Genomic DNA, 23,016 nt, shown 5'->3' with positions numbered 1-23,016 from the left:
GCGGCCGGTGCGTACGAACTAGCAGGACCCCGTCACGACTAAGGGTTCACTAGAAGTGTTTAGGTTCGCCCCGGCGGAACGGTCGAGACCATGCCGTTCGATGAGACGTCATGCCGGCGGTCGTGAATCGGCCGCTCGGTCACACCGGTACCCGGGTCGTCTCGAAGGCTCCGTCGACGGAAGGTTGATGACGCGGGATCCGATACACGTGATAATGGAATCGGGATCGTTGACCGCCGCGCTCGAGGAAACCCTCGCCGTCTTCGACGGTTCCGGAGAGCCACGGACGACTCCCGAGGTGGCCGACCGACTCGAGCTCGGCCGACGGAGTACGTACGATCGGCTGGAGCGACTCGCCGAGCGGAACCGACTCGAAACCAAGAAAGTCGGCGCAAACGCCCGCATCTGGTGGCGACCGTCCGAGTCTGCGGGCCGCTCGACGGACGCGGCGTCGCTCGTCGACGACGTTCTCGACGACGTCGACGTCGGTATCTTCGTCCTCGACGAACAGCTCGACGTCGCCTGGACCAACGCTGCGACGGAACGGTACTTCGGACTCGACCGCGAACAGGTCCTCGGCAGGGACAAACGCCGCCTCGTCGACGAGCACATCGCTACGGTCTTCGAATCACCGACGGCGTTTACGGAGACGGTCCTGGCGACGTACGACGACAACACGTACACCGAACGATTCGAGTGTCACGTGACAGCCGGCGACGAGCGCGAGGAACGCTGGCTCGAATATCGGAGCAAGCCTATCGACTCGGGCGAGTACGCGGGTGGTCGGATCGAACTCTACTACGACGTCACCGACCGGAAACGATCGGATCGGACTCGCGAGAAACACCGCGAGACGTTCACCTCGCTGGTCGGCACACTCGAGGAGTACGCGATCTTCACCCTCGATTCCGAGGGACACGTCCAGACCTGGAGCCCCGGTGCCGAACGGATCAACGGCTACGAGTCCGACGACGTCTGCGGCGAGCACGTGTCGACGTTTTACACCGACGACGATCGCGAAGCCGGCGTCCCCGAACGGAACTTAGACGCCGCCGCCGAGCACGGCTCGATACAGGAGGAAGGCTGGCGCGTTCGGGAGGACGGGTCGCGGTTTTGGGCGGACGTCACGATCACGGCTATCCACGACGAAGCCGGGAACCTTCGGGGCTACGCGACGATCACCCGCGACACGACCGAGCGCCAGCAACGGGAACGTCAACTCCGCCGCGAGCGCGATCTCACGGAACGGCTCTTAGAGACCGTCCCGGCCAGACTCGCCGTCTTCCGGCCCGACGGCTCGGTCGAGCGAATCAGCTCTCGGACGAGACAGCAACTCGGAATCGACGAGTCAGCGGTCTCCGAGTTCGGCGTCGAGGACTTCGACATCTACGACCCCGACGGAACGCCGATCCCCGTGTCGGAGCACCCGGTTCCACACGTAATCGAGACCGGGGAGACGGTTTCGGACTGGCTCGTTCAACACGACGGACCGGACGGGGACCGTCGGTGGGTTTCGCTCACCGTTGCACCGCTTTTCGACGACGACGGGGACGTCGAACGGGTCGTGGTCGCCGGCAAAGACGTGACCGCGCTCACGCGAACGCAACGGCGACTCGAGCGCCAGCGCGACGAGTTACGGGCCGAACTCGAGGAGGTGTTCGACCGCATCGACGACGCCGTCTACGGGCTGGACGAGGACTGGCAGTTCACGTACCTCAACGATCGCGCCGTAGCGATCCTCGGAGAGACGAGAGCGGAACTGCTCGGGACGGCCGTCTGGGAGGTCTTCGACCGGTCGTTCGAGGACCACTACGAGCGAGCGATGAGAACCCAGGAGTCGGTCGTATTCGAGGCCTACTCCGACGCAGCCGGTGCCTGGCTCGAGGTCACGGCGTATCCGTCCGAAAGCGGGCTCTCGGTGTACTTCCGTGACGTCTCCGATCGAAAAGAGCGTGAACGGCGGCTGTCGTCGTTGATCGACAACGTCCCGGGGATGGTCTATCGGTGTCGGAACGAGCGCGGCTGGCCCATGGAGTTCGTCAGCGACGCCTGCAACGAGCTGACTGGCTACGACCCCGAGACGCTCGAGCGCGGCGACGTAGAGTGGGGTGAAGACGTGATGCTGCAACGAGACCGCGAAACGCTGTGGAAGGCTGTCCAGCAGAGGGGAGATTGCGGATCGACGTTCTCCGAAACCTACCGTATCGAGACTGCCGACGGCGAACGCCGGTGGGTGAGAGACTACGGTCGCGGCGTCTTCGAGGCGGGAGAACTCGTCTCGGTCGAGGGGGTCATCGAGGACGTCACCGACCGAATCGAGCGCGAGCGCAAGCTCGAACACCAGCGCGAACAACTCGCCGCACTGGACAGCCTCAACCAGGTCGTCAGCGAGATCACGGACGCCGTCATCGGCCAGTCGACACGCGAAGAGATCGAAGAGACGGTCTGTACGCACCTCGCCGAGTCCGACTCGTACCTGTTCGCCTGGATCGGCGACGTCGACGCCGCGACACAGACGGTAAACCTGCGGACCGAAGCCGGCGTCGAAGGGTATCTCGACGGAATAACGATCTCGGTCGATCCCGACGACGAACGGAGCAAGGGACCGACCGGCAGGGCGTTCCGGACGGGCGAGATGCAGACGACACACGACGTCGACGCCGAGTCCAGGCACGATCCCTGGCGAGATCACATCGAGCCGTACGGGTTTCGGTCGTCCGCGGCGATCCCGATCAGCCACGACGGCGCTCTCTACGGAACGCTGAACGTCTACGCCGAACGGCTACGCGCGTTCGAAGGGCGAGAAGGCGAACTCATCGGCCAGCTCGGCCAGGTCGTCGGTCACGCCATCGCCGCAGCCGAGCGCAAGCGTGCGCTGATGAGCGACGAACTCGTCGAACTCAAGTTCCGGATCCAGGACATCTTCGAGGCGTTCGGCGTTCCGGGCGAAACGGACGGCCGTATTACGATCGAACACGCGGTCCCGGTCGGCGACGACGAGTTTCTCGTCTACGGAACTGCGACGCCGGACGCGGTCGACACCCTCGACGGCCTCGTCGAGACGCGTTCTCACTGGGAGTCGGTTACGGTTACCGTCCGCTCGGAGGGCGATCCCGCCAGTTTCGAACTCCGCCTGACGGACCCACCGGTGCTCTCGCTCGTCGCGTCACTCGGCGGCTACATCGAACGAGCCGTCTTCGAGGACGGCGACTACCAGATGACGATCCACCTCGCGCCGAGTGCCGACGTTCGCCGGATCATCGACGCCGTCGAAACGACGTACCCGCAGGCCGAGATGCTCCGTCGTCAGCAGATCAGCCGGCCTCGAGACGCTTCCCAGCACGCCACGCGACGTCTCGCATCGGGCCTCACCGACCGACAGCGAACAACCCTGGACGTCGCCTACCACGCGGGGTTCTTCGAGTGGCCCCGCGAGACGTCCGGCGAGGAGGTCGCCGAATCGCTGGGCGTCGCGCCGTCGACCTTCCACCAGCACCTCCGCAAGGCAGAGCAGAAGGTGTTCGACTCGTTGTTTTCGACGGCGACGCTCGAGGAGCCACGAACCACATAAACCGCCTCGGCGTCACGTGGCTCTCGCCCGGACCGGCGGTGGGACAGATTACGTTCCATTCGAGGGCTGGAGCGTTCCGTGGCTGTTCTCGCGGCACGAACCGTCCACAGCGTATCTTCGAAGAGACAAATCACGTGCCTGATTCTCACGGAACACTTATCTGTACACCGCCTCTGTGTTCAGAGGCAATGGCAGAAGGCAACGTTGATTTCTTCAACGACACTGGCGGCTACGGTTTCATTTCGACGGACGACGCGGACGACGACGTATTCTTCCACATGGAAGACGTTGGCGGTCCGGACCTCGAAGAAGGGACAGACGTCGAATTCAGCATCGAGCAGGCCCCCAAGGGCCCCCGGGCGACCAACGTCACCCGCCTGTAAGGCGGCGTTTACGGGTTCCGATACAACTACTCGGTTTTTTGCGTAACTCGACGCTCGAGCGGCTGCTACGTCACGACTGACCGACGCGTGACCCTCGCGTCGGCTCCGACAGCGTTACCGCTACGGATCGGGATCGGTCTCCGATCGTTCGTCGGCGACCGCGAGATACGCAGGCGGCACCCACTCGGTCGTGTACGTCTCCCGGCCTCGTTTCGCGATCCGGCGTCCGTCCGCGAGCATCGCCGCGGCGTCGACCACGAGCAGGACGGGGTCGTCCGTATGCCGACGGCCGACCCGCCGTGCGGACGCGGGGCTGTGCGAGAGGTGGACCCGCTGGCGAGCCATCGGGCGGAGCCCCTCTTCGAGGATCGACTCGAGGTTGTCCGATGCGGTCCCGTGGTAGAGGTCGTCCGGAACCGGCGCGTCGGTCGGCTCGAGGTCGACGTCGACGGAGTGACCGTAGGCGGCTCGGACTCGCTCGGTGCCGCCGTCGTCGGCACCCGTCCACTCGAATCGCCCTTTCGGGTCGGTCGCGATCACGGCCTCGACGTGTTCCGGACGCACCCACGCGTACCGCCTGCAGGCAGCCGCCACGAGATCGTCGTCGTCGGTCCACCCGCGGCCGTCGAGTTCGAGGCCGGCATTGTCGGGGTAGTGCCGGAGCGCGCCGCTTAGGTACTTCGAGAGGGTGCGGCGGCGACCGCCCGACAGGAGAGACGTCCCGCTCGAGCCACAGATGGGACAGTCCGTGCCCTCGTAGAAGCCGTGGTCCTCGCACGCGTAGATCGGTTCGGTCACGGTCGCCCGTTCGCGGTCGGAGGTGAAAACTCGAGTGCCGTCAGGTGGCAGCGTCGGCCACGTCGGCCGGCCTGTCTAGTGCATACGACAGCACGAACAGCAAGACGGCGCCGCAGACGACTCCGAACAGGATCGGGACCGCGGTCGACTCGACGACCATTCCAGCCGAGAGTACCACGATCGATGCCACGAGCAGAGAGAGGCCGGTAGCGCCCCGGTGTAAAACGCCCGGTTGCGGTACTAGCTCCGCCGGGGCTTGGTCCGGCAACGAGGCCATCCACAGCGCGTAGGGAACAAAGAGATACAGCCCGACTCCGACGGCCACAGCGACGAGCACCGTGAGAACGGCGTTCTCGACTATCAGGTGAGCGACGTACCCGTGTCCGATCCCGCCCATCGCTGCGAATGTTATCGCGACCCAGTTCACCCTCTGGACGTCCGCTTCCGTTATTTCTCCACTCACTGACTATTATTTTTCCCATATACTATTAAATCTATTGAAAAGTATTATTGGTTGCTTCTACATATCAGTATAGAAAGAGCAGTCCAGGCTCGGCGCGGAGTGAGTCAGCGATCCCATCGAGATCACGTCGACGCCCGTCGCGGCGTAGGCCGGCACGTCCGCTACGGTGATGCCGCCGCTTGCCTCCGCGAGCACACCGTCGTAGGCCTCGAGTGCGTCGACGGCCTCCCGTACGTCCTCGGGAGACATGTTATCGAGCAAGACGACGTCGGCACCCGCCTCGGCCGCACGCGGGGCGTCGCCGACGGTCTCGACCTCGACCTCGATTTTCGTCGCGAACGAGACCCGTTTGCGGAAGTGGGAGACGGCCTCCTCGAGGCCGAGCTCGGCGACGTGGTTGTCCTTCACCATGACCATGTGCGAGAGATCGAGCCGGTGGGTGTCGCCGCCGCCGGCGACGACGGCGCGTTTCTCGAGGCCGCGCAGGCCGGGCGTCGTTTTCCGGGTGGCGGCGATGCGGACGTCCTCGTTGGCGGCGTCGACCGCCCGGCGGGTGCGGGAGGCGACGCCGGAGGCGTGCCCGACGAGGTTGACAGCGACGCGCTCGCCACGGAGTACGGCGCGGGCTGGCCCAGTCACGCGAAGCAGTTCGTCGCCCGCCTCGATTCGAGTGCCGTCCGTCAGCGAGTCGTCGGTCGTGACGCCGAGGTATTCGAAAACGGCGACGGCGGCTTCGAGGCCGGCGACGACGCCTCCCTCTTTCGCGACGAGCCGGCCGGTCGTCTCTCCGGGCACGTCGTTCGTCACGTCGTGGTGACCGACGTCCTCGCGGAGCCAGCGCTCGATCTGGGTGTCGGTGAGCATCTACTAGCCGACAGGTGCCGCCGTGACGATAACAGTTGTCGTCTTCTCCTCGCTCGAGGCCTCACACCGTCCCGTGACCGTGACGGGTGGACCCGTCACACCGACGACGCGGCCTCATCGTGGACGAACCACGTGAGTTTTAACGGTCGCAACGAGACTCCAGGAAGATGACCTCGTCGAACGAGTCCGGAACCGAACCGCGGGTGCCGATCGTCTGTCCCGAGTGCGAGACGACCTCGCGGATCCCGCTTGCCGACGTCGCGGACAGCCTCGAGCGACACAACGCGCAGTTACACGACGGGGAAGCGATCGCACGGGTCGATCCGGACGTCGCCGACCGGATCGCGGACCTGGTGGCCGAGGAACTGGGCTTGCTCGAGGACGGCTGATCAGTCAGCCGTCGCGCCTGTGTCCTCGCTCACGCGGTGACAACCGGCCGACTCCGTGTTCTCGGCTGCCGCCCGCGTGATCAACAGCGCGGTCACGGTCGCGTGACGGAGCTCGTACAGTTCGCGGGAGGTCCGGGTTCGGACGTAGGCGTCGACCTCGCCTTTGAGCCGTCGCAACACCGCGCCGGCGCGGGAGACTCTGTCCGGATCGCGCTCTAAGCCGAGATATTCGTCCATCGTTTTCCGGAGACGGGTGAACTTCTCCGCGGCGAACCGCTCCGGAAGGGCGGGGTCGCTGTTTCGTAGGTCGGGCGCGTCGACGACCTCGGACTCACGACCGACTGCATCTTCGCCGGCCCGAAGCCCCCAGACCAGCCCCTCGAGCAGACTCGTACTCGCGAGCCGGTTCGCGCCGTGGACGCCTGTACGGGAACACTCGCCGACGGCGTAGAGCCGGTCAAGCGTGGTCCGACCGTACTCGTCGACGTCGATCCCGCCACAGAGGAAGTGCTCGCAGGGTGCGACGGGAATCTGTTCGCCCTCGATGCCGCGGTCGCGACAGGTCTCGGCGATCGTCGGGAACTCGGCCGCGAAGCCGTCCTCGAGTGGGCTCACGTCGAGGACGACCTCGCCGGTGGCCTCGCGTTCGCGTGCGACCGCGCGGGAAACGACATCACGCGGCGCGAGGTCGGCGTCGGGGTGGTACTCGGGCATGAACCGCTCGCCGTCGCCGTTGCGAAGGACCGCCCCCTCACCGCGAATGGCCTCCGAGAGCAAGAACGGATCCTCGCCGTCGTAGGCAGTGGGGTGAAACTGGACGTACTCGAGGTCTCTGACGTCGGCTCCCGCCAGGGCGGCCATGGCGATCCCGTCGCCGGTCGCGTCGTCGGGATTCGTCGAGCGCGGATACAGTGCGCCGACCCCGCCCGTCGCGAGAATCGTCGTGCCGGCGTAGATCGGATGGCCCGTAGGCTTCTCGTCGCTCAACACCCCGTGAACCCGCCCCTCGTCGGTGACGAGTTCGAGGGCGGCGGTGTCCTGGCGAATCTCGATACGGTCGTGATCGTCGAGGGAGGCGAGGAAGGGTCGCAGGATGTGTGTCCCGGTCTCGGCGTCGACGTGGAGGATGCGCCGCATCGAGTGGCCAGCCTCACGGGTGTAGTCGAAGTCGTCACCGTCCTCGGTCTCGTCGAACGGAATCTCGAGGGTCTCGAGCAACACGTCCTCGATGGCGTCGTCGGCCTCGGCGAGCAAAACGTCGATCGCGTCCTCCTCGGCCGTATCGTCGCTTGCAGCGAGGATGTCTTCTTTGAAACCCTCGGGATCGCCACGCGTCGTCGAGATGCCGCCCTGGGCCCAGTCGGTGCTCGCGTCCTCGGGACGGGTCGCTTTCGTCAGGACGAGTACGTCGGCTCCCTCGCGGGCAGCCGCCAGTGCGGCGGCACAGCCGGCGATGCCGGAGCCGACGACCAACACGTCCGTGGTTTCGGGATCGGTACTGGTCATTGGTAGATCTCGAGCATGCGGTCGAGTGCGACGCCTGCGAGTTCTTTCTCGGCGGGCGCGACCTCGATGACGTTTCGCTCCCGACCTTCGACGAGCTCTTCTAGGACCCACGCGAGGTAGTTGGGATCGATCTGGCGCATAGCATTGCAGTCCATACAGGCGTCGCCACACAGCGGGAGGACCTCGACCTCGGGGTGCCAGCGCTCGAGGTGGTTCGCCAGGTGGATCTCGGTGCCGATCGCCCACGTCTCGCCGGGGTCGGCCTCGGCGATCGTATCACAGATCGTGCTCGTCGAACCGACGACGTCGGCGGCCTCGACGACCTCGCGGCGACACTCGGGGTGGACGACGACGTTCGCGTCGGGTCGCTCTTCGCGCAGTTGCTCGATGTGTTCGACGTTGAACCGCTCGTGGACCTGGCAGTAGCCGTCCCAGAGGATGACGTCGGCTTCGGCGACCTCTTCGACGTCTTTGCCCTCGGGGTCCCAGGGGTCCCACGTCGCGACGGCGTCTTCCATCCCCAGCCGGTGGGCCGTGTTCTCGCCGAGGTGTTTGTCCGGCAGGAACAGCACCTTCTCGGCCCGCTCGAACGCCCACTCGAATGCCTTGTGGGCGTTCGAGGAGGTACAGACGAGCCCGCCCTGGTCGGCACAGAACGCCTTCAGGTCGGCATACGAGTTCATGTAAGTGATCGGGATCAGCTCCGACTCGGGGACGACCTCCGTGATCTCGGCCCACGCGGCGTCGACCTGCAACGCCTCGGCCATGCCGGCCATCGGACAGGAGGCCTCCATCGACGGCAGGATCACCGTCTGATCGTCGTCCGTGATGATGTCCGCCGACTCGGCCATGAACGTCACGCCACAGAAGATCACGTACTCGGCGTCGGAGTTGGACGCCCGTTTCGACAGCTCGTAGGAGTCGCCGATGAAGTCGGCGTGTTCGACGATCTCCCGTCGCTGGTAGTTGTGTCCCAGGACGATCACGTCGTCGCCGAGTTCGGCGAGTGCGGCCTCGATGCGTTCGGTCCGTGCTGTCTCCTCGAGGTCGCGGTACTGCGACGGCAACTGTTCGAGGTTGTCGTACTTGAAGAGACTCAGGTCGGTCTCTAGCTCTGCCGTTTCCATCTCGACCATTCTGGTCACCAGTCGTCTCTCTATCAACGATCGTCATTGAAAAGATTTTATCTTCAACTCTCCAATTCAGTGGCCTCTGTTCACTCCATCGCCTGTATTGGGAGCGATAGAGTTGTGTTCCACCGAACGAACACAGAAACACCCCCTCAAGCGGACGATCGAAGACGACGACTGTCACCGTCAGTCTCGAAAACACGTCGGCGGGACCAACAACGCTTTGCCTACTCGTCACGGAATTGGGCCTAATGAGCAAGATTACTCCAGCGGAACTAGACGAGAGGCGATCGCGCGACGAGTACGTCGTCCTCGACATCCGGCCTCGGAAGACGTATCAGCGCGCACACATAGACGGCAGCGTCAACGTGCCGGTCTACGACGACCTGAAAAGCGGAGACGAGGAGACGCTACGACAGAACCTCGAGAAGGTCCCCGAGCACAAGACGGTCGTCACCGTCTGCAAGGCCGGCGTCACGGCACGCAAAGCGACGAACGTACTCGAAGAGGAGGGGTACGAGGCGACGACGCTGGCCGGCGGAATGCGACGCTGGCGTGGCTACGAGAACGGGACGCTGGGATACCGACTGCGGTCGTTACTCGGGAAGCTGGCTCCCTGATCCGGGACGGTCAGCCGGCGTTAGTCGGCACCGTGTCTCGGTGCGTGACCGCAGTCCTCACACTGCCAGCTGCCGTACTCGAAGACGACGGCACCGTCGCAGTCGGGACAGCGAAACGTCAGCTCTGTGTGTTGGTGTATTGCCATCGTCGAACGGAACCTGACGAAGGGAGTTAAGCGCACCTCTTATTCAGCTCGAACTGTTGCAGTTGTATAAGGCTATTTTAGGCAACGGCTGCGAGTCGGAGTCGCACCGGAAAACGGACGCTCACCGACCGTCGTAGACGACGTCGCCGTCGATCAGCGTCGTCGCCACGTCGATCTCCTCGATCCGCTCCGGCTGCTCCCACGGCGAGGCCTCGAGGACGACCAGGTCGGCTCGCTTGCCCGGTTCGACCGTCCCCAGTCGGTCCTCGTCGAAGCCGGCGTAGGCCGCCCCGTGGGTGTACGCCCGCAACGCCTCCGTCACCGACAGTCGCTGCTCCTCGACGGGAGCGTTGACCGCGTGGTGGACGCCGAGCAACGGATCCAGTGGCATGCAGTCGGAGCCGAAGGCGAGGGGAACGCCCGCCTCGAGCATCGTCCGAAAGCGGTTCGACCGTCGCCGACGCTTCGCTCCCAGCCGCCGGTCGTAGAGTCCGCCCTCGTCGGCCCACCGGTGGAAGTTCGGCTGCATCGAGGCGACGATGCCCGACTCGGCCATGCGTTCGATCGCCTCGTCTCCCGCGAGTTCGGCGTGTTCGATCCGGTGGCGCATCGCTTCTGGATCGTCGGCGTCCTCGAGGAGACGGACGGTCTCGTCGATCGCCTCGTCGCCGATGGCGTGGATCGACAGCTGATAGCCCGCGTCGTCGGCCCGCTCGACGAGCGAGGCGAGTTCGTCGGGAGCGAGGACCCACTGACCGCAGTCGTTGCGGCCCTCGGTTTCCGGGACGTCCGCGTACGGCTCCGAGAGCTTCGCCGTCCGGCCGCCGATCGAGCCGTCGGTGAACGTCTTGATCGCGCCCGTCCGGACGAACCCGCTGCCCGCGTTCGTCGCGAGACCGACGTCGATCGCGCTCTCGAGGTGATCGCGCCAGTAGTCGATCCGGACTCGGACGTCGAGGTCGCCTGCGGCGTCGAGCTCGCGGTAGACCCGCGGGGCGTGCGAATCGCGGACCTTGTCGTGGACGCAGGTGACGCCGCGTGCGGCCGCGTGAGAGAGCGCTTCGGCGACGAGTTCGTGCGTCTCCTCGACGTCGGGTGCGATCGCTTCCCGGACGACCTCGGTGGCCGCCTCGACGACGACGCCGGTGGGTTCGCCGTCTTCGTACTCGAGGTCGTCCGCGGGCAGGGACGCACGGAGCCGCTCGAGGGCGACGCCGTTCACCGAGGCGGTGTGGAGGTCCACCCGCATCGCGACGACGGGTCGGTCGTCGCTGACCCGATCGAGGTCGTCACGGGTGAGATACGCTGTGTCGTCCCACTCGCTCTCGTCGTAGCCGAAGCCGAGGATCCACTCGCGGTCCGGGTCGGCCGCCGCTCGGAGCCGGGCGAGCGCGTCCTCGCGTCCCTCCGCACTCGAGAGGTCGGCGTGGACCAGCTGGCGACCCAGCGCCTCGACGTGCGTGTGTGCGTCGACGAACCCTGGCAGGACGACCCCTCTCTCGCAGTCGATCACGTCGGTCTCGACGCCCTCGAGAAAATCGATCTCGTAGTCGCTGTCGACGGCGACGATCTCGCCATCTCGGATCGCGACCGCCTCGTGAGTCTCGTCGGGGTCGGCCAGCGTGTGCACCTCCGCGTTTCGCAGAATCAGATCGGCAGCCTCGGTCATACCTCGAGGGAGGTGCCGAAGCGCAAAACGGTTGGGGATCGGGTGGCGGACAGCGACGAGGCGTCGCCTCGCCAGTTCACCCGGTCAGGTAGCCACCGGGCGGCACTCGCCCCGCCGGGGAGTCCTCGCTCGAGTCCGCGTCGGGATCCGGAAAGTCGGGGGAGTGTGCGATCGTCCGCCGTGCTTTCGTACCGATACGCGTACACGTCACCAGGATGGATGGAATATTACTCATACACGAGTAAATGATGTCGGCGTTTCCATAAGTATTTTCGAGACGATCGATCGTGTAGGTTCGGCGGCGTCTCAGACTGACTGCTGTACGTCCGTACCGGGGCACCCGCGCTTCGTCTTGCGGTTACCCCAGTACATATACACCCGGTCATGATTCGTTCAACAGTCGGCTGCCGGGAATGGCCTCGATACGGGTTCAGTCAGCCGTTCAGTCCACGCAACCGTTGACTGGACCATGACCGGGTGTATAGTTACAGCAGTCCGTATCACGCTGTCACCGCCGACTGCGTCGCCCGCGCTCGAGCCGACCCGTCGTCGACGGAACCCCGGCGATATAAACCGTTCCGACTCGAGCACGGCCACATGGTCTCTCGCGAAAATCGCGCCATCGCCGGCTCGTTCGTCCTCCTCGCGGTCGCCATCGTCGTTCTGACCGCGATCGACACCTACCTCGACGTGTCGATGGGACACCATCCCCTCCCCGCGTTCCTCGTCGTCGTCGGACTGGCGGTCGTCGTTCCCCAGCTGTATCTCGCCGTGACCGATCCCGACGAGGGCGACGAGGTGTCGCCTCGGGCTCGCGTCCGATTCGCCGCCATCGCGACCGCGGCCTTTTCCCTCCTGTTCGCAAGCGACGTGCTCGTCACGGGGATCGAAGCGAGTCCGCTCGAGGACCTCGAGACGCTCCAGAACCTGTCGATCCTGGCGATCGGTGGCGGGTCGCTCCTGGGGCTGATCGCCTACGAGCTCGCCGTCGGCTACCGCTCGGACGGGAGCGACGCCACCGAGTGACGAGTCGGGACCGACGTCGGTGGTGCGACCGCGTGTTCGAGCCGGTGGCGAAATCAACAACCCTTAGGACCGACCGCTGTCTCCACTGACGCATGACCACGACCGATCCCGCAGACCTCGCCGACCGTGTCGCCGACGGCGATCTCCGGATCCACGAACTCGAAGACCACGCCGACCACGACGTCGCCGCCGAGGCGCGTCGACTGGTGCTCGAACGCGAGACCGACGCCACCCTCGAGACCGTCGCCGACTACAGCTTCGAAGCGAAACGGGCCGAGCCGAACATCGAGAACATGATCGGCGCGGCGCAGGTGCCGATGGGCGTCGCGGGACCGGTCGGCATCGACGGCAGCGCCGCAGACGGCGCGTACTACCTCCCGCTCGCGACGACCGAGGGGGCGTTGCTCGCGTCGGTTAACCGCGGCCTCTCCGTTATCCGCGCGGCCGGCGGCGCGACCGCCCGCGTCACCAAGACGGGGATGACCCGCGCGCCCGTGTTCCGGGTCGACGGCGTCGCCGAGGCGGCCGCGACTGTCGAGTGGGTCGACGACAACGTCGAGCCGTTGCGAGAGGCAGCCGAGTCGACGACGAGTCACGGCGAACTGCTCGGGGTCGAGCCGTACGTCGTCGGCGACTCCGTCTACCTCCGGTTCGCCTACGACACCAAAGACGCGATGGGGATGAACATGGCCACCATCGCGACCCGGGAGGCCTGTGACCTCGTCGAGGCCGAGACCCCCGCCGACCTCGTGGCGCTGTCGGGCAACCTCTGTTCGGACAAGAAACCCGCCGCGATCAACGCCGTCGAGGGCCGGGGCCGGTCGGTAACGGCCGACGTCGTGATTCCCGGGGAGTTGCTCGAGGACCGACTCCACACGACCGCCGGGGGCATCGTCGAGGCGAACACCCGCAAGAACCTGACCGGGAGCGCCAAAGCCGGCAGCCTCGGGTTCAACGCCCACGCCGCGAACGTCGTCGCCGCGGCCTTCCTCGCGACCGGCCAGGACGAGGCCCAGGTCGTCGAAGGGGCAAACGCCATCACGACGATGGACACGCGCGAGGGCGAAGGTGGGACGACCGATCTCTACGCCTCCGTCTCGCTCGCCTCGCTCGAGGTCGGCACCGTCGGCGGCGGGACGAAACTGCCCACACAACGGGAAGCGCTCGAGACGATCGGCCTCGCAGGCGGCGGCGATCCACCCGGCAGCAACGCCGATGCGCTGGCGGAGGTGATCGCCGTCGGCGCACTCGCCGGCGAACTCTCCTTGCTCGCGGCGCTTTCCTCGCGACACCTCGCGAGCGCACACGAGGATCTCGGGCGGTAAGCGGTAACCCGTCGCCTGCGGCTCAGCGCAGACAGGCCGCGACGACCTCGAGGTGGTCCTCGCCGCGGACTTCGTCGGCGAACAGCGGGACGCGTTTGACCTCGACCCCCCGGAAGAGATCCTGTGCCTCGGCGAGCGCGGCCTGCTGGACGTCCCAGCGACGTTGACAGAACTCACACTCGTCGAGGTCGGGGCTGAGAAACGCCTCGTCGTCGACGTCGTCGGTGACGTCCGCGAGCGGCTCCATCACGCGGTTGACGACGACGGTTCCGACCGGGATGTCGAACTCGGAGAGCTGGGATTCGAGGCGTTCGGACTCGTAGACGCTCATCTCCTCGGGGACGAGAACGATCCTAAAATCGGTCCGGTTCGGATCGCGCAGGGCGGCCCGGAGCCGCTCGATGCGATCGCGAAGCTCCTCCAAGTCCTCGAGGTCGTCGCCCTCGTCGGGTGTCTCCCCGCCGAACATCCCCTTCACGCCCTCGAGCATGCTCCCGATGCGCTGGCGCATCGTCATGATTCGGCCGACCATCGAGTCCATGATCTCGGGTAACTGGAGCAGTCGGAGGGTGTGTCCCGTCGGGGCCGTATCGACGACCACGCGGTCGAACCGGTCGTCGTCTAAGTACTCGAGCAGCGTCTGCATCGCCGCTGCCTCGTCGGCACCGGGCATGGTGCCGCCGAACATCGCCTCCATCGGGGAGTCCTCGCCGAGCATCTCGCCGAGTCCGCCCATCGGCCCGTCACCGCCGAGTCCGCCCATCGGACCGCCCGCGCCGGGACCGCCCATCGGATCGGCGTTTCCCGTATCGTCGTCCCACGCCGCGGTCGCGTCGTCACCGTCCCACCCCCCGTCTCCCGACTCGTCCGCGCCGCCGAAGATCGCTGCCCCCTCCTCGAGGGCGGCGTCGGGATCGATCTCGACCCCGAACAGCGGATACGTCTCGTGGATGGGCTCCGGTTTCGTGCCGACGTCGGTGTCGAACGCGTCCGACAGCGAGTGAGCCGGGTCGGTCGAGACCACGAGCGTGCGCACGCCCCGTCGGGCGCTGTCGAGCGCGGTCGCGGCGGCCATCGTCGTCTTTCCGACGCCGCCTTTCCCGCCGTAGAGGACGTACTCGGGGCCGTCGATCGACCCGCCGTCGTCCTCGACGTCGACCGTCTCGCGCTCGTCGTCGACGGACTCCGTCGGCGTCACCTCGATCGTGTTGTCGCCTGCCTCCTCGTCTCCCTCGGCCGGTTCGACGTCGAGTCCACTCATACGCCACTGTACCGGGTCACCACACGTGTATTCGTCGGTCTCGGCCACCGCCGACGCGTCTCGTCAGCGTGTCCCGTTATCCCCTGCCGGCCGACATTATATCCCATTCAATGATACATATCAGTATTAAACGTCGTTAATGGATAATGTTAACTGCATGACTATCGTTACTCAGGACGACTCGGACCAGGTGGCGGTTCGTTCGCCCTCACAACCATGACGCCCAAACTCGAACTTCCGACGACAGCGGACGCCGAACCGGACGCGAAACCGACACTGCAGGCAGTCTTTCCGTACCGCGGCCACGAGCGGGGACGGTCGGTGCGCGCCGGGCGGGCCCGCGGCGTGTTGGTGTCGGCCGACGGCCCGGACGGTCGGGTCGGGACGACGGTCTGTCCGGCCTGTGAGAGTGAGACGATAAACGGCGTGGGACTGTTCGCTTGTACGTCCTGTTCGTGGCAGGGACGGCTGCGCTAGTTGGGTCGACGCGGTTCGACGACGGGAGGACCGGCCTGTCACTCGAAGTACGTCGCCAGCCGATCGGCCGCCTCTTCGACGCGTGGTGTGACGAGTGCGAACCGCAGCCACGCCTCCCGGGCGCTACCGAACGCCTCGCCGGGCATCCCCGCGACGCCCGCCTCGTCGATCAGTCGCTCGACGTTCTCGAGCGTACCCGGGAACCCGTCGAAGCGAGCCATGACGTAGAACGAGCCCTCGGGACGGGTGTACTCGGCACCGGCGGCCTCGAGCGCGTCGGTGAACGTCTCGACGCGTTCGTAAAGCAGTTCGCGGTTCGCCTCGTAGTACGCCGGATCGGTGTCCTCGAGCGCGCGGGCGACCGCGTACTGGGCCGGGCGACTGCCGGCGACGTTGACCAGCATGTGACGAGTCCGGGCGTCGGCGACGAGTTCGGGCGGGAAAACGCCGTAGCCGACCCGAAAGCCCGTGATCGCCATCGACTTCGAGAAAGCGTTGGTGACGATCCGATGGTCGGAGTCGAACTCGAGGGCACTCGTGAACCGTCCGGAGAGATCGTAGTGGTCGTAGACCTCGTCGCTTACGAGGACGGCGTCGTGTGCTTCGGCGATGGCGACCAGCTCTCGCATCGTCGCTTCGGAATAGACCGCCCCCGTGGGGTTGTTCGGCGAGTTGACGACGATCGCCGCCGTCTCCTCGCTCGCGGCCGCCCGGACCGCCGCCGGATCGAGCTGGCCGTCGTCGTCGACGGCGACGAACCGCTGTTCGCCTCCCAGCATCGTCGTCTTCCCGGGGTAGTAGGGATAGACGGGGTCGGTCAACAGGACCTCCGAGCCGGCCTCGCGCTCTAAGGCGCGTGCCATCGCGAGGTAGTTCGCCTCGCCCGCCCCGTTGGTGACGATCACCTGATCGTCGTCGACGCCGCGGCGAGTCGCGATTTGCTCGCGCAGCCGTCGGAGCCCCTCGCTCGGCGGATACTGAAACCGGTCCGACTCGAGGTCGGCGTACTCCCGGAGCCCCTCGCGCAACGCCTCGGGCGGCTCCCAGTCGGGGTTGCCGCTGACCATGTCGATCACGTCCCGGTCCGCCCGTGCCGCGTACGTCATCACGTGGAAGAAAAGCGGCGTCTCGTACTCCATGGTCGCGAGTGCGGACGGCAGGCAAGTGGGTCTTTCGTCACCCGGACTTACCGTTCGCGAAGTCCCTCGAGGAACAACGAGGCGATCCAGACGGCGGCACCGACGGCGATCGCCAGCCCGACGACGCCTGCCACCACGTTGTCGTCGGGGAGCCACTCGAGTGCCATCCCGAGACCCACGATGCCGACGATCGCGAGCAACGCGCCGAGGATCGATCGGTGAAGCGAGGAGGCGAGTGTTCCGGTGTCGGGGTTGTTGGTTCCCATACGTGTTTATGACGATACTATCGGATATAGCTCTTCTGTCAGATCGGTCGTCGGGCGAGCGGCCACGTCGCCGGCGACCTAGCGGTCGACGTCGTTCATCGAAACCCCGTCGGCGGTGACCGTCGCCAGCGTAGCTGGCCCTACGCTGCCCGTATCGCGAGAGACCGCGCTCTCGAGTGCCGACCGCGCGAGCTCGGTCGCGTCGGCTCGGTCGGGATCGTCGTACCGGTCCTCGAGCGTGCCGACGACGAGCTGAGAGCCGCTTCCCACGGCGGTGAACGCCGCTTCCGCGAGGAGTCCGCCGTCGGCCTCGAGAACGTACAGTCTGGGCTCGTCGTCGACGCCGCCGAGCAGCAAGCGACCGCTGCCGTCGTCGTCCCGACGCAGGGAGCCAGCGCGGGTCGCGAGTGCCTCGAGACCGATGGGCGCGTCGTGTTCGAGTTCGTACCGATCGGCGATCTCCCGGAGCCGGTCGGCGAACGCCCGCGCGTCACCGAGGGACGCGGTGAGCGTCACCGCCGCGGTCGGATGGATCTGGACGATCGGTCGATCGGTTCCCGTGACGGTCGCACCTCGGACGCGGCCGGTCGTCCCCGCGAGGACGACGCCGTCACGGAAGACGACGCCGAGCGCGGTTGGGGCCGACTGTGACCGTGCGCGTCCGCCGTCAGGTCGGAGCCCGCCGGATCGCTGGGAGTATGGTCTCACGCTCGCTTCGTCACCGGCGACGGCTGTAAACGTCTCGGCGGTGGTCCCGACCCCGAACGCGACCGTCGGAGTTGCAGTCCCAGCCCGTGTCACTCGCCCGGTGAACTATACGCCAGTCCGTGGAGGTCACGCTATGGCGCTCGCGAGAGACGGCTCCGGCCTCGAGGCGACGGCGCGGGCGTACGGCTCGCAGGTCCACCCGGTGTTCATGCTGCCACCGCTTGCAGCATCGCTGTTCGGTGCGGTGCTCGCGGCCGGGATCGATCCCCGGAGCGCGACGATCCACGTCGCCGCCATCTTCGCGGCGGTGTACACAGCACACCTCAAAGACGGCTACGTCGACTTTCACGTCCGCGGAGAGGACGACGACCACCCGCTGACCGAGCGGGGCTGTCGGCTCGGACTGGTGGCCTCGAGTGCGACGTTTGCGGTCTGTACTTCCCTCCTGTTCGTTCTGGTCGACTGGATCGCCGTCGCCCTGACGCTTCCGACGTGGCTGATCGCGTACCACCACGCGCCACAGCTCGATACGAACCCGGTCACGGCCACGACCGGCTACCCGGCCGGGATCGCACTCGCGATCCTCGGCGGTTACTACGTCCAGGCGCGAGCGATCTCGCTCGTCGCGGTCGGCTTCGCGGTCGTCTTTCTGGTGTTGCTCTCGGGGATCAAGGTGATCGACGACGCCCAGGACTACGCCTACGATCGATCGATCGAGAAACGCACCGTCGCCGTCGCCGTCGGTCCGACTCGAGCCTACGACGTCGCCTACGGGTTCATGGTGATCGCCCTGCTCGCCGTCGTCGCCCTCGCCGTCGCCCGCGTGTTTCCTCCGACCGCGGTGCTCGCAGCGGTCGCGTTCGCCGTCGTCGCCGCGTTCGCCCGCCGGGCGGGACCGGAGCTCGCGACGATGCTGCTCGTTCGCGGTTCGTACGTGTTCCTCGCGATACTCGTCGCCGCGGTGTGGTTCGAGCCGCTCACGGCCGGCACCTGACGACTCGAGGAGGCGAGGACGCTGGCGTGACCCTCGAAACCGACTCCCAGACCCCGCTCGAGGGAGTAGTTCGACGGGTTTAAGTTCGGGATGGGCCTTCTCTCAACGGAGACAGGCGAACGCCTGTTTCACTGACCCGTAGGAGCATCCCTGCGTACTACGGAGGTGAACGATGGCAGATTCGGATATCGAACAAGCAGTAACTCGCGCACTCGAGGAGTCGCCGGACCGGAACTTCACCGAGACGGTGGACCTCGCGATCAATCTGCGCGATCTTGACCTTGACGAACCGTCAAACCGTGTCGACGAGTCGGTCGTCCTTCCGGAAGGAACCGGACAGGAGACCAGCATCGTCGTCTTCGCCGAAGGCGAAACCGCCGTCCGCGCCGAGGAGGTCGCGGACGACGTCTTCGACGGCGACGAGCTGGCCGACCTGGGCGACGACGACGACCAGGCCAAAGACCTGGCCGACGAGACGGATTTCTTCATCGCCGAGGAGGCGATGATGCAAGATATCGGTCGCTACCTCGGGACCGTCCTCGGTCCGCGAGGGAAGATGCCGACCCCGCTCTCGCCGGACGACGACGTCGTCGAGACGGTCAACCGCATGAAAAACACCGTGCAGATCCGCTCCCGGGACCGACGCACCTTCCACACGCGCGTCGGTGCCGAGGACATGGACGCGGAGGAGATCGCCGACAACATCGACGTGATCCTCCGTCGCCTGCACACCGACCTCGAGAAGGGTCCACAGAACATCGATTCGGTCTACATCAAGACCACGATGGGCCCGTCCGTGGAGGTGGCCTGATATGAGCGCAGAAGCCGAACGCAAGACCGAGAACCTCCCCGAGTGGAAACGGGAGGAAGTCGACGAGCTCTCGGAACTCATCGAGCGCTACGAGAGTGTCGGCATCGTCGGCATCGCCGGCATCCCGAGCAAGCAGCTCCAGGACATGCGCCGTGATCTCCACGGCACCGCCGTGTTGCGGGTCAGCCGCAACACGCTGCAAGAGCGTGCACTCGAGGCCGCTGGACTCGGCGACCTCAGCGAGCACCTCGAGGGGCAGGTCGGCATCATCGCGACGAACGACAACCCCTTCACGCTCTACCAGGAGCTCGAAGCCTCGAAGACGCCCGCCCCGATTAACGAAGGCGAGGTCGCCCCGAACGACATCGTCATTCCCGAGGGCGACACCGGCGTCGACCCGGGTCCGTTCGTCGGCGAACTCCAGAGCATCGGCGCGAACGCCCGGATCGAGGAGGGCTCGATCCAGGTCATGGAGGATTCGACGGTGCTCGATGCGGGCGAGGAGGTCTCTGCTGACCTCGCGAACGTCCTCAACGAACTCGGTATCGAGCCCAAGGAGGTCGGCCTCGACCTTCGTGCGGTGCACTCCGAGGGCGTGCTCTTCGAACCGGAGGATCTCGACATCGACGTCGAGGCCTACGAGAGCGACGTCTCGACGGCCGCGGCGCGTGCCCGGAATCTCGCGGTCAACGCGAGCTACCCGACCGCAGCGACCGCGACGACGCTGCTTGCGAAAGCGACGGGCGAGGCAAAGAGCCTCGGTCTGCAGGCTGCGATCGAGGACGAAGCGCTCATGCCAGACCTGATCAGCAAGGCCGACGCACAGCTTCGCACGCTGGCTGCGCAGATCGACGACGAGGAGGCCCTGCCCGAAGAGCTCCAGGACGTCGAGGCACCCGCCGCGCCCGCGGCGGAAGCCGGCGACGAGGACGAATCGGCTGACGACCAGGACGACACCGACACCGACACCGACACCGAGGACGCCGACGCTGACGACGACGAAGACGATGACGACGATGGCGGAGCCGAGGGTCTCGGTGCGATGTTCGGATAACGGAGAATACGACTACGACAATGGAATACGTATACGCTGCACTCATCCTGAACGAGACGGACGCAGAGATCAACGAAGAAAACATCACCGGCGTGCTCGAGGCCGCCGGCGTCGACGTCGAGGAGTCCCGCGCGAAGGCGCTCGTCGCCGCGCTCGAGGACGTCGACATCGAGGAGGCCGTCGAGGAAGCTGCCGCTGCACCCGCCGCCGCTGGCGCTGCCGCCGGTGGAGCCGCCGCGGGCGCGGCCGCCGACGACGACGAGGACGAGGACGAAGCCGACGTCCCGGACACCACCGACGACGACGAGGACGACGACGACGAGGACGAAGAGGCCAGCGGCGAAGGCCTCGGCGAACTCTTCGGCTGATCCGGCCGACACCGACGTCACAGATCCGTTTTTCTTCGATCGATCGGGTAGCGACGCCAGCGGACAGCCCGATCGTTGATCTGCGTGTCGACGCGACGCTGTGATGCGATGCGGTAGTTTATATCTCATACCGAGACCAGACCGTCTCGATGGACGCCGCGTCGGTCGAGGTCGTCGTCGAGCCGTCGTTCGCGGGACAGCTACTCGCCTGGACGCTCGCCGGCGCGGCACTCGGTGCGGTTAGCGGGCTCGTCCCGGGGCTGCACGCCAACAACTTCGCACTCTTGCTCGCCGGCATCGTCCCGGCGCTTCCCGGACAGCCGCTTCTCGTCGGCGTCGCCATGCTCTCGGCGGGCGTCGTCCACACGTTCGTCAACGCCGTCCCCGCGATGGCGCTTGGTGTCCCCGACGCCGAGATGGCCGCCATTGCGTTGCCGGCTCACCGGATGGTGCTCGAGGGACGTGGCTACGAGGCGATCCGACTCTCCGCACTCGGCAGCGTCCTCGCGGTGCTCGTCGCCGTGCCGCTTGCCGTTCCGATCACGTGGGGGGTGACGGCAGTCTATCCGACCGTGCGCTCGAACCTCCCGCTCGTGCTCGCGGTCGTCGTCGTCGGGCTGGTCGCCTCCGAACACACCTGGCGCGGACGGCTGGGGGGACTCGTCTCGTTCGCGCTCGCGGCTGCGCTGGGATCGGCAACGCTCGAGCTCTCGCCGGACGCCCCGCTCGAGGCGGGCGGAATCCTCGCGCCGCTTTTCGCCGGGCTGTTCGGTGCGCCGGTGTTGATCGACGCGCTCCGTGGCGGTGGAGTGCCACCGCAAGACGGCGGCGACGTGTGGCTGTCGAAGCCGCTCGTCGGTGCAACGGCGCTTTCGGGTGCGATCGCAGGTGCGATCGTCGGTTACGTGCCCGGCATCTCCGCGGCGATCGCGGCCGTCGCAGTGTTGCTCGTGCTCCCCGATGGTGGCGGCGACCGCGGGTACATCGTCGCGACCAGCGGCGTCGATACGGCGAACACGATCTTCGCACTGTTCGCCCTCGCCGCCATCGGCCAGCCCCGAACCGGCGTGATGGTCGCCTTCGAGAACGCCGACGCGCCACTCTCTCTGCCCGTCCTCGTGGGTGCCGTCCTCGTCGCCGGTCTGATCGGGTTCGTGCTGGTGATCGTCCTCGGGGACTACTACCTCGAGGCCGTCGGCCGGCTCGAGTACTGGCGGATCTCGGTTGCGGTGCTCGCGTTGCTGTTCGTCCTCTCGTATCTGTTCACCGGGATCGTCGGTATCGGAATCTTCGCCGTCGCCGCGGTGATCGGAATGGTGCCGGTCCGGTTTCGAGCCCGGCGGGTGCACCTGATGGGCGTGTTGATCGGACCGTTGATGATCGGTGCGTGAGAGACGACTACGCTTGTCCGCCCCGGCCGGGGATAGTCCGCTCGAGCGTGCCTTCGATCCGGTAGTCCCGTCCCGTGAGTCCGTCCGCACCGAGCGTCGCCGCGACGTCGATTTCCAGCTCGAACGGCTCCTCGTCGTAGACGGCGGCGACCAGCTCGAACGCGACGGATCCACGGCCCTGGAAGCCGAGGTCGGGAACCTCGAGGATCGTCTCCTCGTGGTCTTCGCCGCGTGCGAACTCGATCGGTTCCCAGGGGTAGCCGCCCGGACGCTGCAGGTAGAACTCCGGCGGGTGATCGACGCCGCGTGGCCGGAAGACGTACCTGAGACTCTCGAGGGTGAAGTCGTCGCCGTGCCAGACGTTCGTCCGGAACGGGAACTGCCAGTCGCCGTACGCGTCGCCATGCGACGTCCGCCACAGCTCCGTCATGGCGACCTCCGCGACGCGTTCGTCGTCGACGTAGTAGTTGAGGATCGCCGAGCTAGCTTGGTCTTCCCGTTCCGGGTCGTCGAGAGTCCGGCTCGGAAGCGCAGAACATCCCGCAAGCGAGACTGCGAGGGCAGTTCCGACACCGGCCAGCGCGCGGCGTCGTGACACGACGGAGGGGTGATCGATCGATCGTCGGGGGACCATATCCGGCGACTCCGTCGCGACCG

General features: G+C 66.3%; 25 protein-coding genes. 12 read left to right on the top strand and 13 right to left on the bottom strand.

Going from position 1 to position 23,016, the window contains the following annotated elements:
* Nucleotides 1–214: 214 nt before the first annotated feature.
* Together QQ977_RS12580 and QQ977_RS12575 are read left to right on the top strand one after the other, a co-directional pair.
* On the top strand, nt 215–3,571 hold the full coding sequence (locus QQ977_RS12580) for a PAS domain S-box protein (RefSeq protein ID WP_285926122.1): 3,357 nt from the start codon (nt 215–217) through the stop codon (nt 3,569–3,571).
* 188 nt (nt 3,572–3,759) lie between these two features.
* Nucleotides 3,760–3,954 (top strand): cold-shock protein, encoded by a 195-nt coding sequence (locus QQ977_RS12575; protein ID WP_285926121.1) that lies wholly within the window; start codon nt 3,760–3,762, stop codon nt 3,952–3,954.
* Between the two features lie 120 nt (nt 3,955–4,074).
* Here QQ977_RS12575 and QQ977_RS12570 read toward each other — a convergent pair whose 3' ends face one another.
* From QQ977_RS12570 to nadC, 3 genes are read right to left on the bottom strand one after another with little or no spacing between them, the layout of a single operon-like run.
* Nucleotides 4,075–4,752, bottom strand: coding sequence for an RNA 2'-phosphotransferase (locus tag QQ977_RS12570; protein ID WP_285926120.1), 678 nt, complete (start codon nt 4,750–4,752; stop codon nt 4,075–4,077).
* Between the two features lie 40 nt (nt 4,753–4,792).
* A complete protein-coding gene (locus QQ977_RS12565) occupies nt 4,793–5,215 on the bottom strand; it encodes a hypothetical protein (protein WP_285926119.1) in 423 nt (140 codons plus the stop codon).
* A gap of 57 nt (nt 5,216–5,272) precedes the next feature.
* Nucleotides 5,273–6,079: a carboxylating nicotinate-nucleotide diphosphorylase gene (gene nadC / locus QQ977_RS12560; RefSeq protein WP_285926118.1), complete on the bottom strand. Its 807-nt coding sequence runs from the start codon at nt 6,077–6,079 to the stop codon at nt 5,273–5,275.
* A gap of 167 nt (nt 6,080–6,246) precedes the next feature.
* Between nadC and QQ977_RS12555 the strand changes: the two genes are divergently transcribed.
* Nucleotides 6,247–6,468 carry a hypothetical protein gene (locus QQ977_RS12555; RefSeq protein WP_285926117.1) on the top strand — a complete coding sequence of 74 codons (222 nt, stop codon included), beginning with the start codon at nt 6,247–6,249 and terminating at the stop codon, nt 6,466–6,468.
* Here the strand turns inward: QQ977_RS12555 and QQ977_RS12550 are convergent, their stop codons facing one another.
* Nucleotides 6,469–7,974 (bottom strand): L-aspartate oxidase, encoded by a 1,506-nt coding sequence (locus QQ977_RS12550; protein ID WP_285926116.1) that lies wholly within the window; start codon nt 7,972–7,974, stop codon nt 6,469–6,471.
* Nucleotides 7,971–9,110 carry a quinolinate synthase NadA gene (gene nadA, locus QQ977_RS12545; protein WP_285928708.1) on the bottom strand — a complete coding sequence of 380 codons (1,140 nt, stop codon included), beginning with the start codon at nt 9,108–9,110 and terminating at the stop codon, nt 7,971–7,973. Before nadA ends, QQ977_RS12550 begins: the two co-directional genes overlap by 4 nt.
* Before the next feature lie 245 nt (nt 9,111–9,355).
* Between nadA and QQ977_RS12540 the strand changes: the two genes are divergently transcribed.
* Nucleotides 9,356–9,724, top strand: coding sequence for a rhodanese-like domain-containing protein (locus QQ977_RS12540; RefSeq protein WP_285926115.1), 369 nt, complete (start codon nt 9,356–9,358; stop codon nt 9,722–9,724).
* Between the two features lie 20 nt (nt 9,725–9,744).
* Here QQ977_RS12540 and QQ977_RS12535 read toward each other — a convergent pair whose 3' ends face one another.
* From QQ977_RS12535 to QQ977_RS12525, 3 genes are all read right to left on the bottom strand, one after another.
* Entirely contained in the window at nt 9,745–9,870 is a 126-nt protein-coding gene (locus QQ977_RS12535) for a hypothetical protein (protein ID WP_285926114.1), read from the bottom strand.
* A 121-nt stretch (nt 9,871–9,991) separates the two neighbouring features.
* Nucleotides 9,992–11,539 (bottom strand): amidohydrolase, encoded by a 1,548-nt coding sequence (locus QQ977_RS12530; protein ID WP_285926113.1) that lies wholly within the window; start codon nt 11,537–11,539, stop codon nt 9,992–9,994.
* A gap of 76 nt (nt 11,540–11,615) precedes the next feature.
* On the bottom strand, nt 11,616–11,774 hold the full coding sequence (locus tag QQ977_RS12525; RefSeq protein ID WP_285926112.1) for a hypothetical protein: 159 nt from the start codon (nt 11,772–11,774) through the stop codon (nt 11,616–11,618).
* 362 nt (nt 11,775–12,136) lie between these two features.
* Here QQ977_RS12525 and QQ977_RS12520 point away from each other — a divergent pair, with 362 nt between their 5' ends.
* Together QQ977_RS12520 and hmgA are read left to right on the top strand one after the other, a co-directional pair.
* Nucleotides 12,137–12,565: a hypothetical protein gene (locus QQ977_RS12520; RefSeq protein ID WP_285926111.1), complete on the top strand. Its 429-nt coding sequence runs from the start codon at nt 12,137–12,139 to the stop codon at nt 12,563–12,565.
* Between the two features lie 92 nt (nt 12,566–12,657).
* The gene (hmgA, locus tag QQ977_RS12515) at nt 12,658–13,890 is read left to right on the top strand and encodes a hydroxymethylglutaryl-CoA reductase (NADPH) (RefSeq protein ID WP_285926110.1); all 1,233 of its coding nucleotides are present in this window, start codon (nt 12,658–12,660) and stop codon (nt 13,888–13,890) included.
* A gap of 22 nt (nt 13,891–13,912) precedes the next feature.
* Here hmgA and QQ977_RS12510 read toward each other — a convergent pair whose 3' ends face one another.
* Entirely contained in the window at nt 13,913–15,151 is a 1,239-nt protein-coding gene (locus tag QQ977_RS12510; protein WP_285926109.1) for an ArsA family ATPase, read from the bottom strand.
* A gap of 216 nt (nt 15,152–15,367) precedes the next feature.
* Between QQ977_RS12510 and QQ977_RS12505 the strand changes: the two genes are divergently transcribed.
* Entirely contained in the window at nt 15,368–15,628 is a 261-nt protein-coding gene (locus QQ977_RS12505; protein WP_285926108.1) for a hypothetical protein, read from the top strand.
* A 38-nt stretch (nt 15,629–15,666) separates the two neighbouring features.
* Here QQ977_RS12505 and QQ977_RS12500 read toward each other — a convergent pair whose 3' ends face one another.
* From QQ977_RS12500 to QQ977_RS12490, 3 genes are all read right to left on the bottom strand, one after another.
* A complete protein-coding gene (locus QQ977_RS12500) occupies nt 15,667–16,767 on the bottom strand; it encodes a pyridoxal phosphate-dependent aminotransferase (RefSeq protein ID WP_285926107.1) in 1,101 nt (366 codons plus the stop codon).
* A gap of 47 nt (nt 16,768–16,814) precedes the next feature.
* Nucleotides 16,815–17,033 (bottom strand): hypothetical protein, encoded by a 219-nt coding sequence (locus tag QQ977_RS12495; protein ID WP_285926106.1) that lies wholly within the window; start codon nt 17,031–17,033, stop codon nt 16,815–16,817.
* Between the two features lie 78 nt (nt 17,034–17,111).
* Nucleotides 17,112–17,741, bottom strand: a complete 630-nt coding sequence (locus tag QQ977_RS12490) for a hypothetical protein (RefSeq protein ID WP_285926105.1) — start codon at nt 17,739–17,741, stop codon at nt 17,112–17,114.
* 133 nt (nt 17,742–17,874) lie between these two features.
* Between QQ977_RS12490 and QQ977_RS12485 the strand changes: the two genes are divergently transcribed.
* The 5 genes from QQ977_RS12485 (at nt 17,875) to QQ977_RS12465 (ending at nt 22,359) form a co-directional block, all read left to right on the top strand.
* Nucleotides 17,875–18,735: a UbiA family prenyltransferase gene (locus QQ977_RS12485; RefSeq protein ID WP_285926104.1), complete on the top strand. Its 861-nt coding sequence runs from the start codon at nt 17,875–17,877 to the stop codon at nt 18,733–18,735.
* A 172-nt stretch (nt 18,736–18,907) separates the two neighbouring features.
* Nucleotides 18,908–19,546, top strand: coding sequence for a 50S ribosomal protein L1 (locus QQ977_RS12480; protein WP_285926103.1), 639 nt, complete (start codon nt 18,908–18,910; stop codon nt 19,544–19,546).
* Between the two features lies 1 nt (nt 19,547).
* On the top strand, nt 19,548–20,600 hold the full coding sequence (locus QQ977_RS12475; protein WP_285926102.1) for a 50S ribosomal protein L10: 1,053 nt from the start codon (nt 19,548–19,550) through the stop codon (nt 20,598–20,600).
* A 20-nt stretch (nt 20,601–20,620) separates the two neighbouring features.
* Nucleotides 20,621–20,968 (top strand): 50S ribosomal protein P1, encoded by a 348-nt coding sequence (gene rpl12p, locus QQ977_RS12470; protein WP_285926101.1) that lies wholly within the window; start codon nt 20,621–20,623, stop codon nt 20,966–20,968.
* Nucleotides 20,969–21,117: 149 nt separating this feature from the next.
* Entirely contained in the window at nt 21,118–22,359 is a 1,242-nt protein-coding gene (locus tag QQ977_RS12465) for a tripartite tricarboxylate transporter permease (protein ID WP_285926100.1), read from the top strand.
* Nucleotides 22,360–22,366: 7 nt separating this feature from the next.
* Here QQ977_RS12465 and QQ977_RS12460 read toward each other — a convergent pair whose 3' ends face one another.
* Complete coding sequence (locus QQ977_RS12460; protein ID WP_285926099.1) at nt 22,367–22,993, bottom strand: hypothetical protein; 627 nt, start codon at nt 22,991–22,993, stop codon at nt 22,367–22,369.
* Between the last annotated feature and the right edge of the window lie 23 nt (nt 22,994–23,016).

The sequence above is a fragment of the Natrialbaceae archaeon AArc-T1-2 genome (assembly GCF_030273315.1).
GTDB lineage: Archaea > Halobacteriota > Halobacteria > Halobacteriales > Natrialbaceae > Tc-Br11-E2g1.
The sequence above is the reverse complement of the archived record's forward strand: the minus strand, read 5'-3'. Positions and strand labels throughout refer to the sequence as shown.

Bases quoted from the DNA above. Each gene is read 5' to 3' on its own strand.
- QQ977_RS12580 (WP_285926122.1), top strand. From the start codon at position 215: ATGGAATCGGGATCGTTGACCGCCGCGCTCGAGGAAACCCTCGCCGTC.
- QQ977_RS12575 (WP_285926121.1), top strand. From the start codon at position 3,760: ATGGCAGAAGGCAACGTTGATTTCTTCAACGACACTGGCGGCTACGGT.
- nadC (WP_285926118.1), bottom strand. From the start codon at position 6,079: ATGCTCACCGACACCCAGATCGAGCGCTGGCTCCGCGAGGACGTCGGT.
- QQ977_RS12555 (WP_285926117.1), top strand. From the start codon at position 6,247: ATGACCTCGTCGAACGAGTCCGGAACCGAACCGCGGGTGCCGATCGTC.
- QQ977_RS12550 (WP_285926116.1), bottom strand. From the start codon at position 7,974: ATGACCAGTACCGATCCCGAAACCACGGACGTGTTGGTCGTCGGCTCC.
- nadA (WP_285928708.1), bottom strand. From the start codon at position 9,110: ATGGTCGAGATGGAAACGGCAGAGCTAGAGACCGACCTGAGTCTCTTC.
- QQ977_RS12540 (WP_285926115.1), top strand. From the start codon at position 9,356: ATGAGCAAGATTACTCCAGCGGAACTAGACGAGAGGCGATCGCGCGAC.
- QQ977_RS12535 (WP_285926114.1), bottom strand. From the start codon at position 9,870: ATGGCAATACACCAACACACAGAGCTGACGTTTCGCTGTCCCGACTGC.
- QQ977_RS12530 (WP_285926113.1), bottom strand. From the start codon at position 11,539: ATGACCGAGGCTGCCGATCTGATTCTGCGAAACGCGGAGGTGCACACG.
- QQ977_RS12525 (WP_285926112.1), bottom strand. From the start codon at position 11,774: ATGAGTAATATTCCATCCATCCTGGTGACGTGTACGCGTATCGGTACG.
- QQ977_RS12520 (WP_285926111.1), top strand. From the start codon at position 12,137: ATGGTCTCTCGCGAAAATCGCGCCATCGCCGGCTCGTTCGTCCTCCTC.
- hmgA (WP_285926110.1), top strand. From the start codon at position 12,658: ATGACCACGACCGATCCCGCAGACCTCGCCGACCGTGTCGCCGACGGC.
- QQ977_RS12510 (WP_285926109.1), bottom strand. From the start codon at position 15,151: ATGAGTGGACTCGACGTCGAACCGGCCGAGGGAGACGAGGAGGCAGGC.
- QQ977_RS12505 (WP_285926108.1), top strand. From the start codon at position 15,368: ATGACGCCCAAACTCGAACTTCCGACGACAGCGGACGCCGAACCGGAC.
- QQ977_RS12500 (WP_285926107.1), bottom strand. From the start codon at position 16,767: ATGGAGTACGAGACGCCGCTTTTCTTCCACGTGATGACGTACGCGGCA.
- QQ977_RS12495 (WP_285926106.1), bottom strand. From the start codon at position 17,033: ATGGGAACCAACAACCCCGACACCGGAACACTCGCCTCCTCGCTTCAC.
- QQ977_RS12485 (WP_285926104.1), top strand. From the start codon at position 17,875: ATGGCGCTCGCGAGAGACGGCTCCGGCCTCGAGGCGACGGCGCGGGCG.
- QQ977_RS12480 (WP_285926103.1), top strand. From the start codon at position 18,908: ATGGCAGATTCGGATATCGAACAAGCAGTAACTCGCGCACTCGAGGAG.
- QQ977_RS12475 (WP_285926102.1), top strand. From the start codon at position 19,548: ATGAGCGCAGAAGCCGAACGCAAGACCGAGAACCTCCCCGAGTGGAAA.
- rpl12p (WP_285926101.1), top strand. From the start codon at position 20,621: ATGGAATACGTATACGCTGCACTCATCCTGAACGAGACGGACGCAGAG.
- QQ977_RS12465 (WP_285926100.1), top strand. From the start codon at position 21,118: ATGGACGCCGCGTCGGTCGAGGTCGTCGTCGAGCCGTCGTTCGCGGGA.
- QQ977_RS12460 (WP_285926099.1), bottom strand. From the start codon at position 22,993: ATGGTCCCCCGACGATCGATCGATCACCCCTCCGTCGTGTCACGACGC.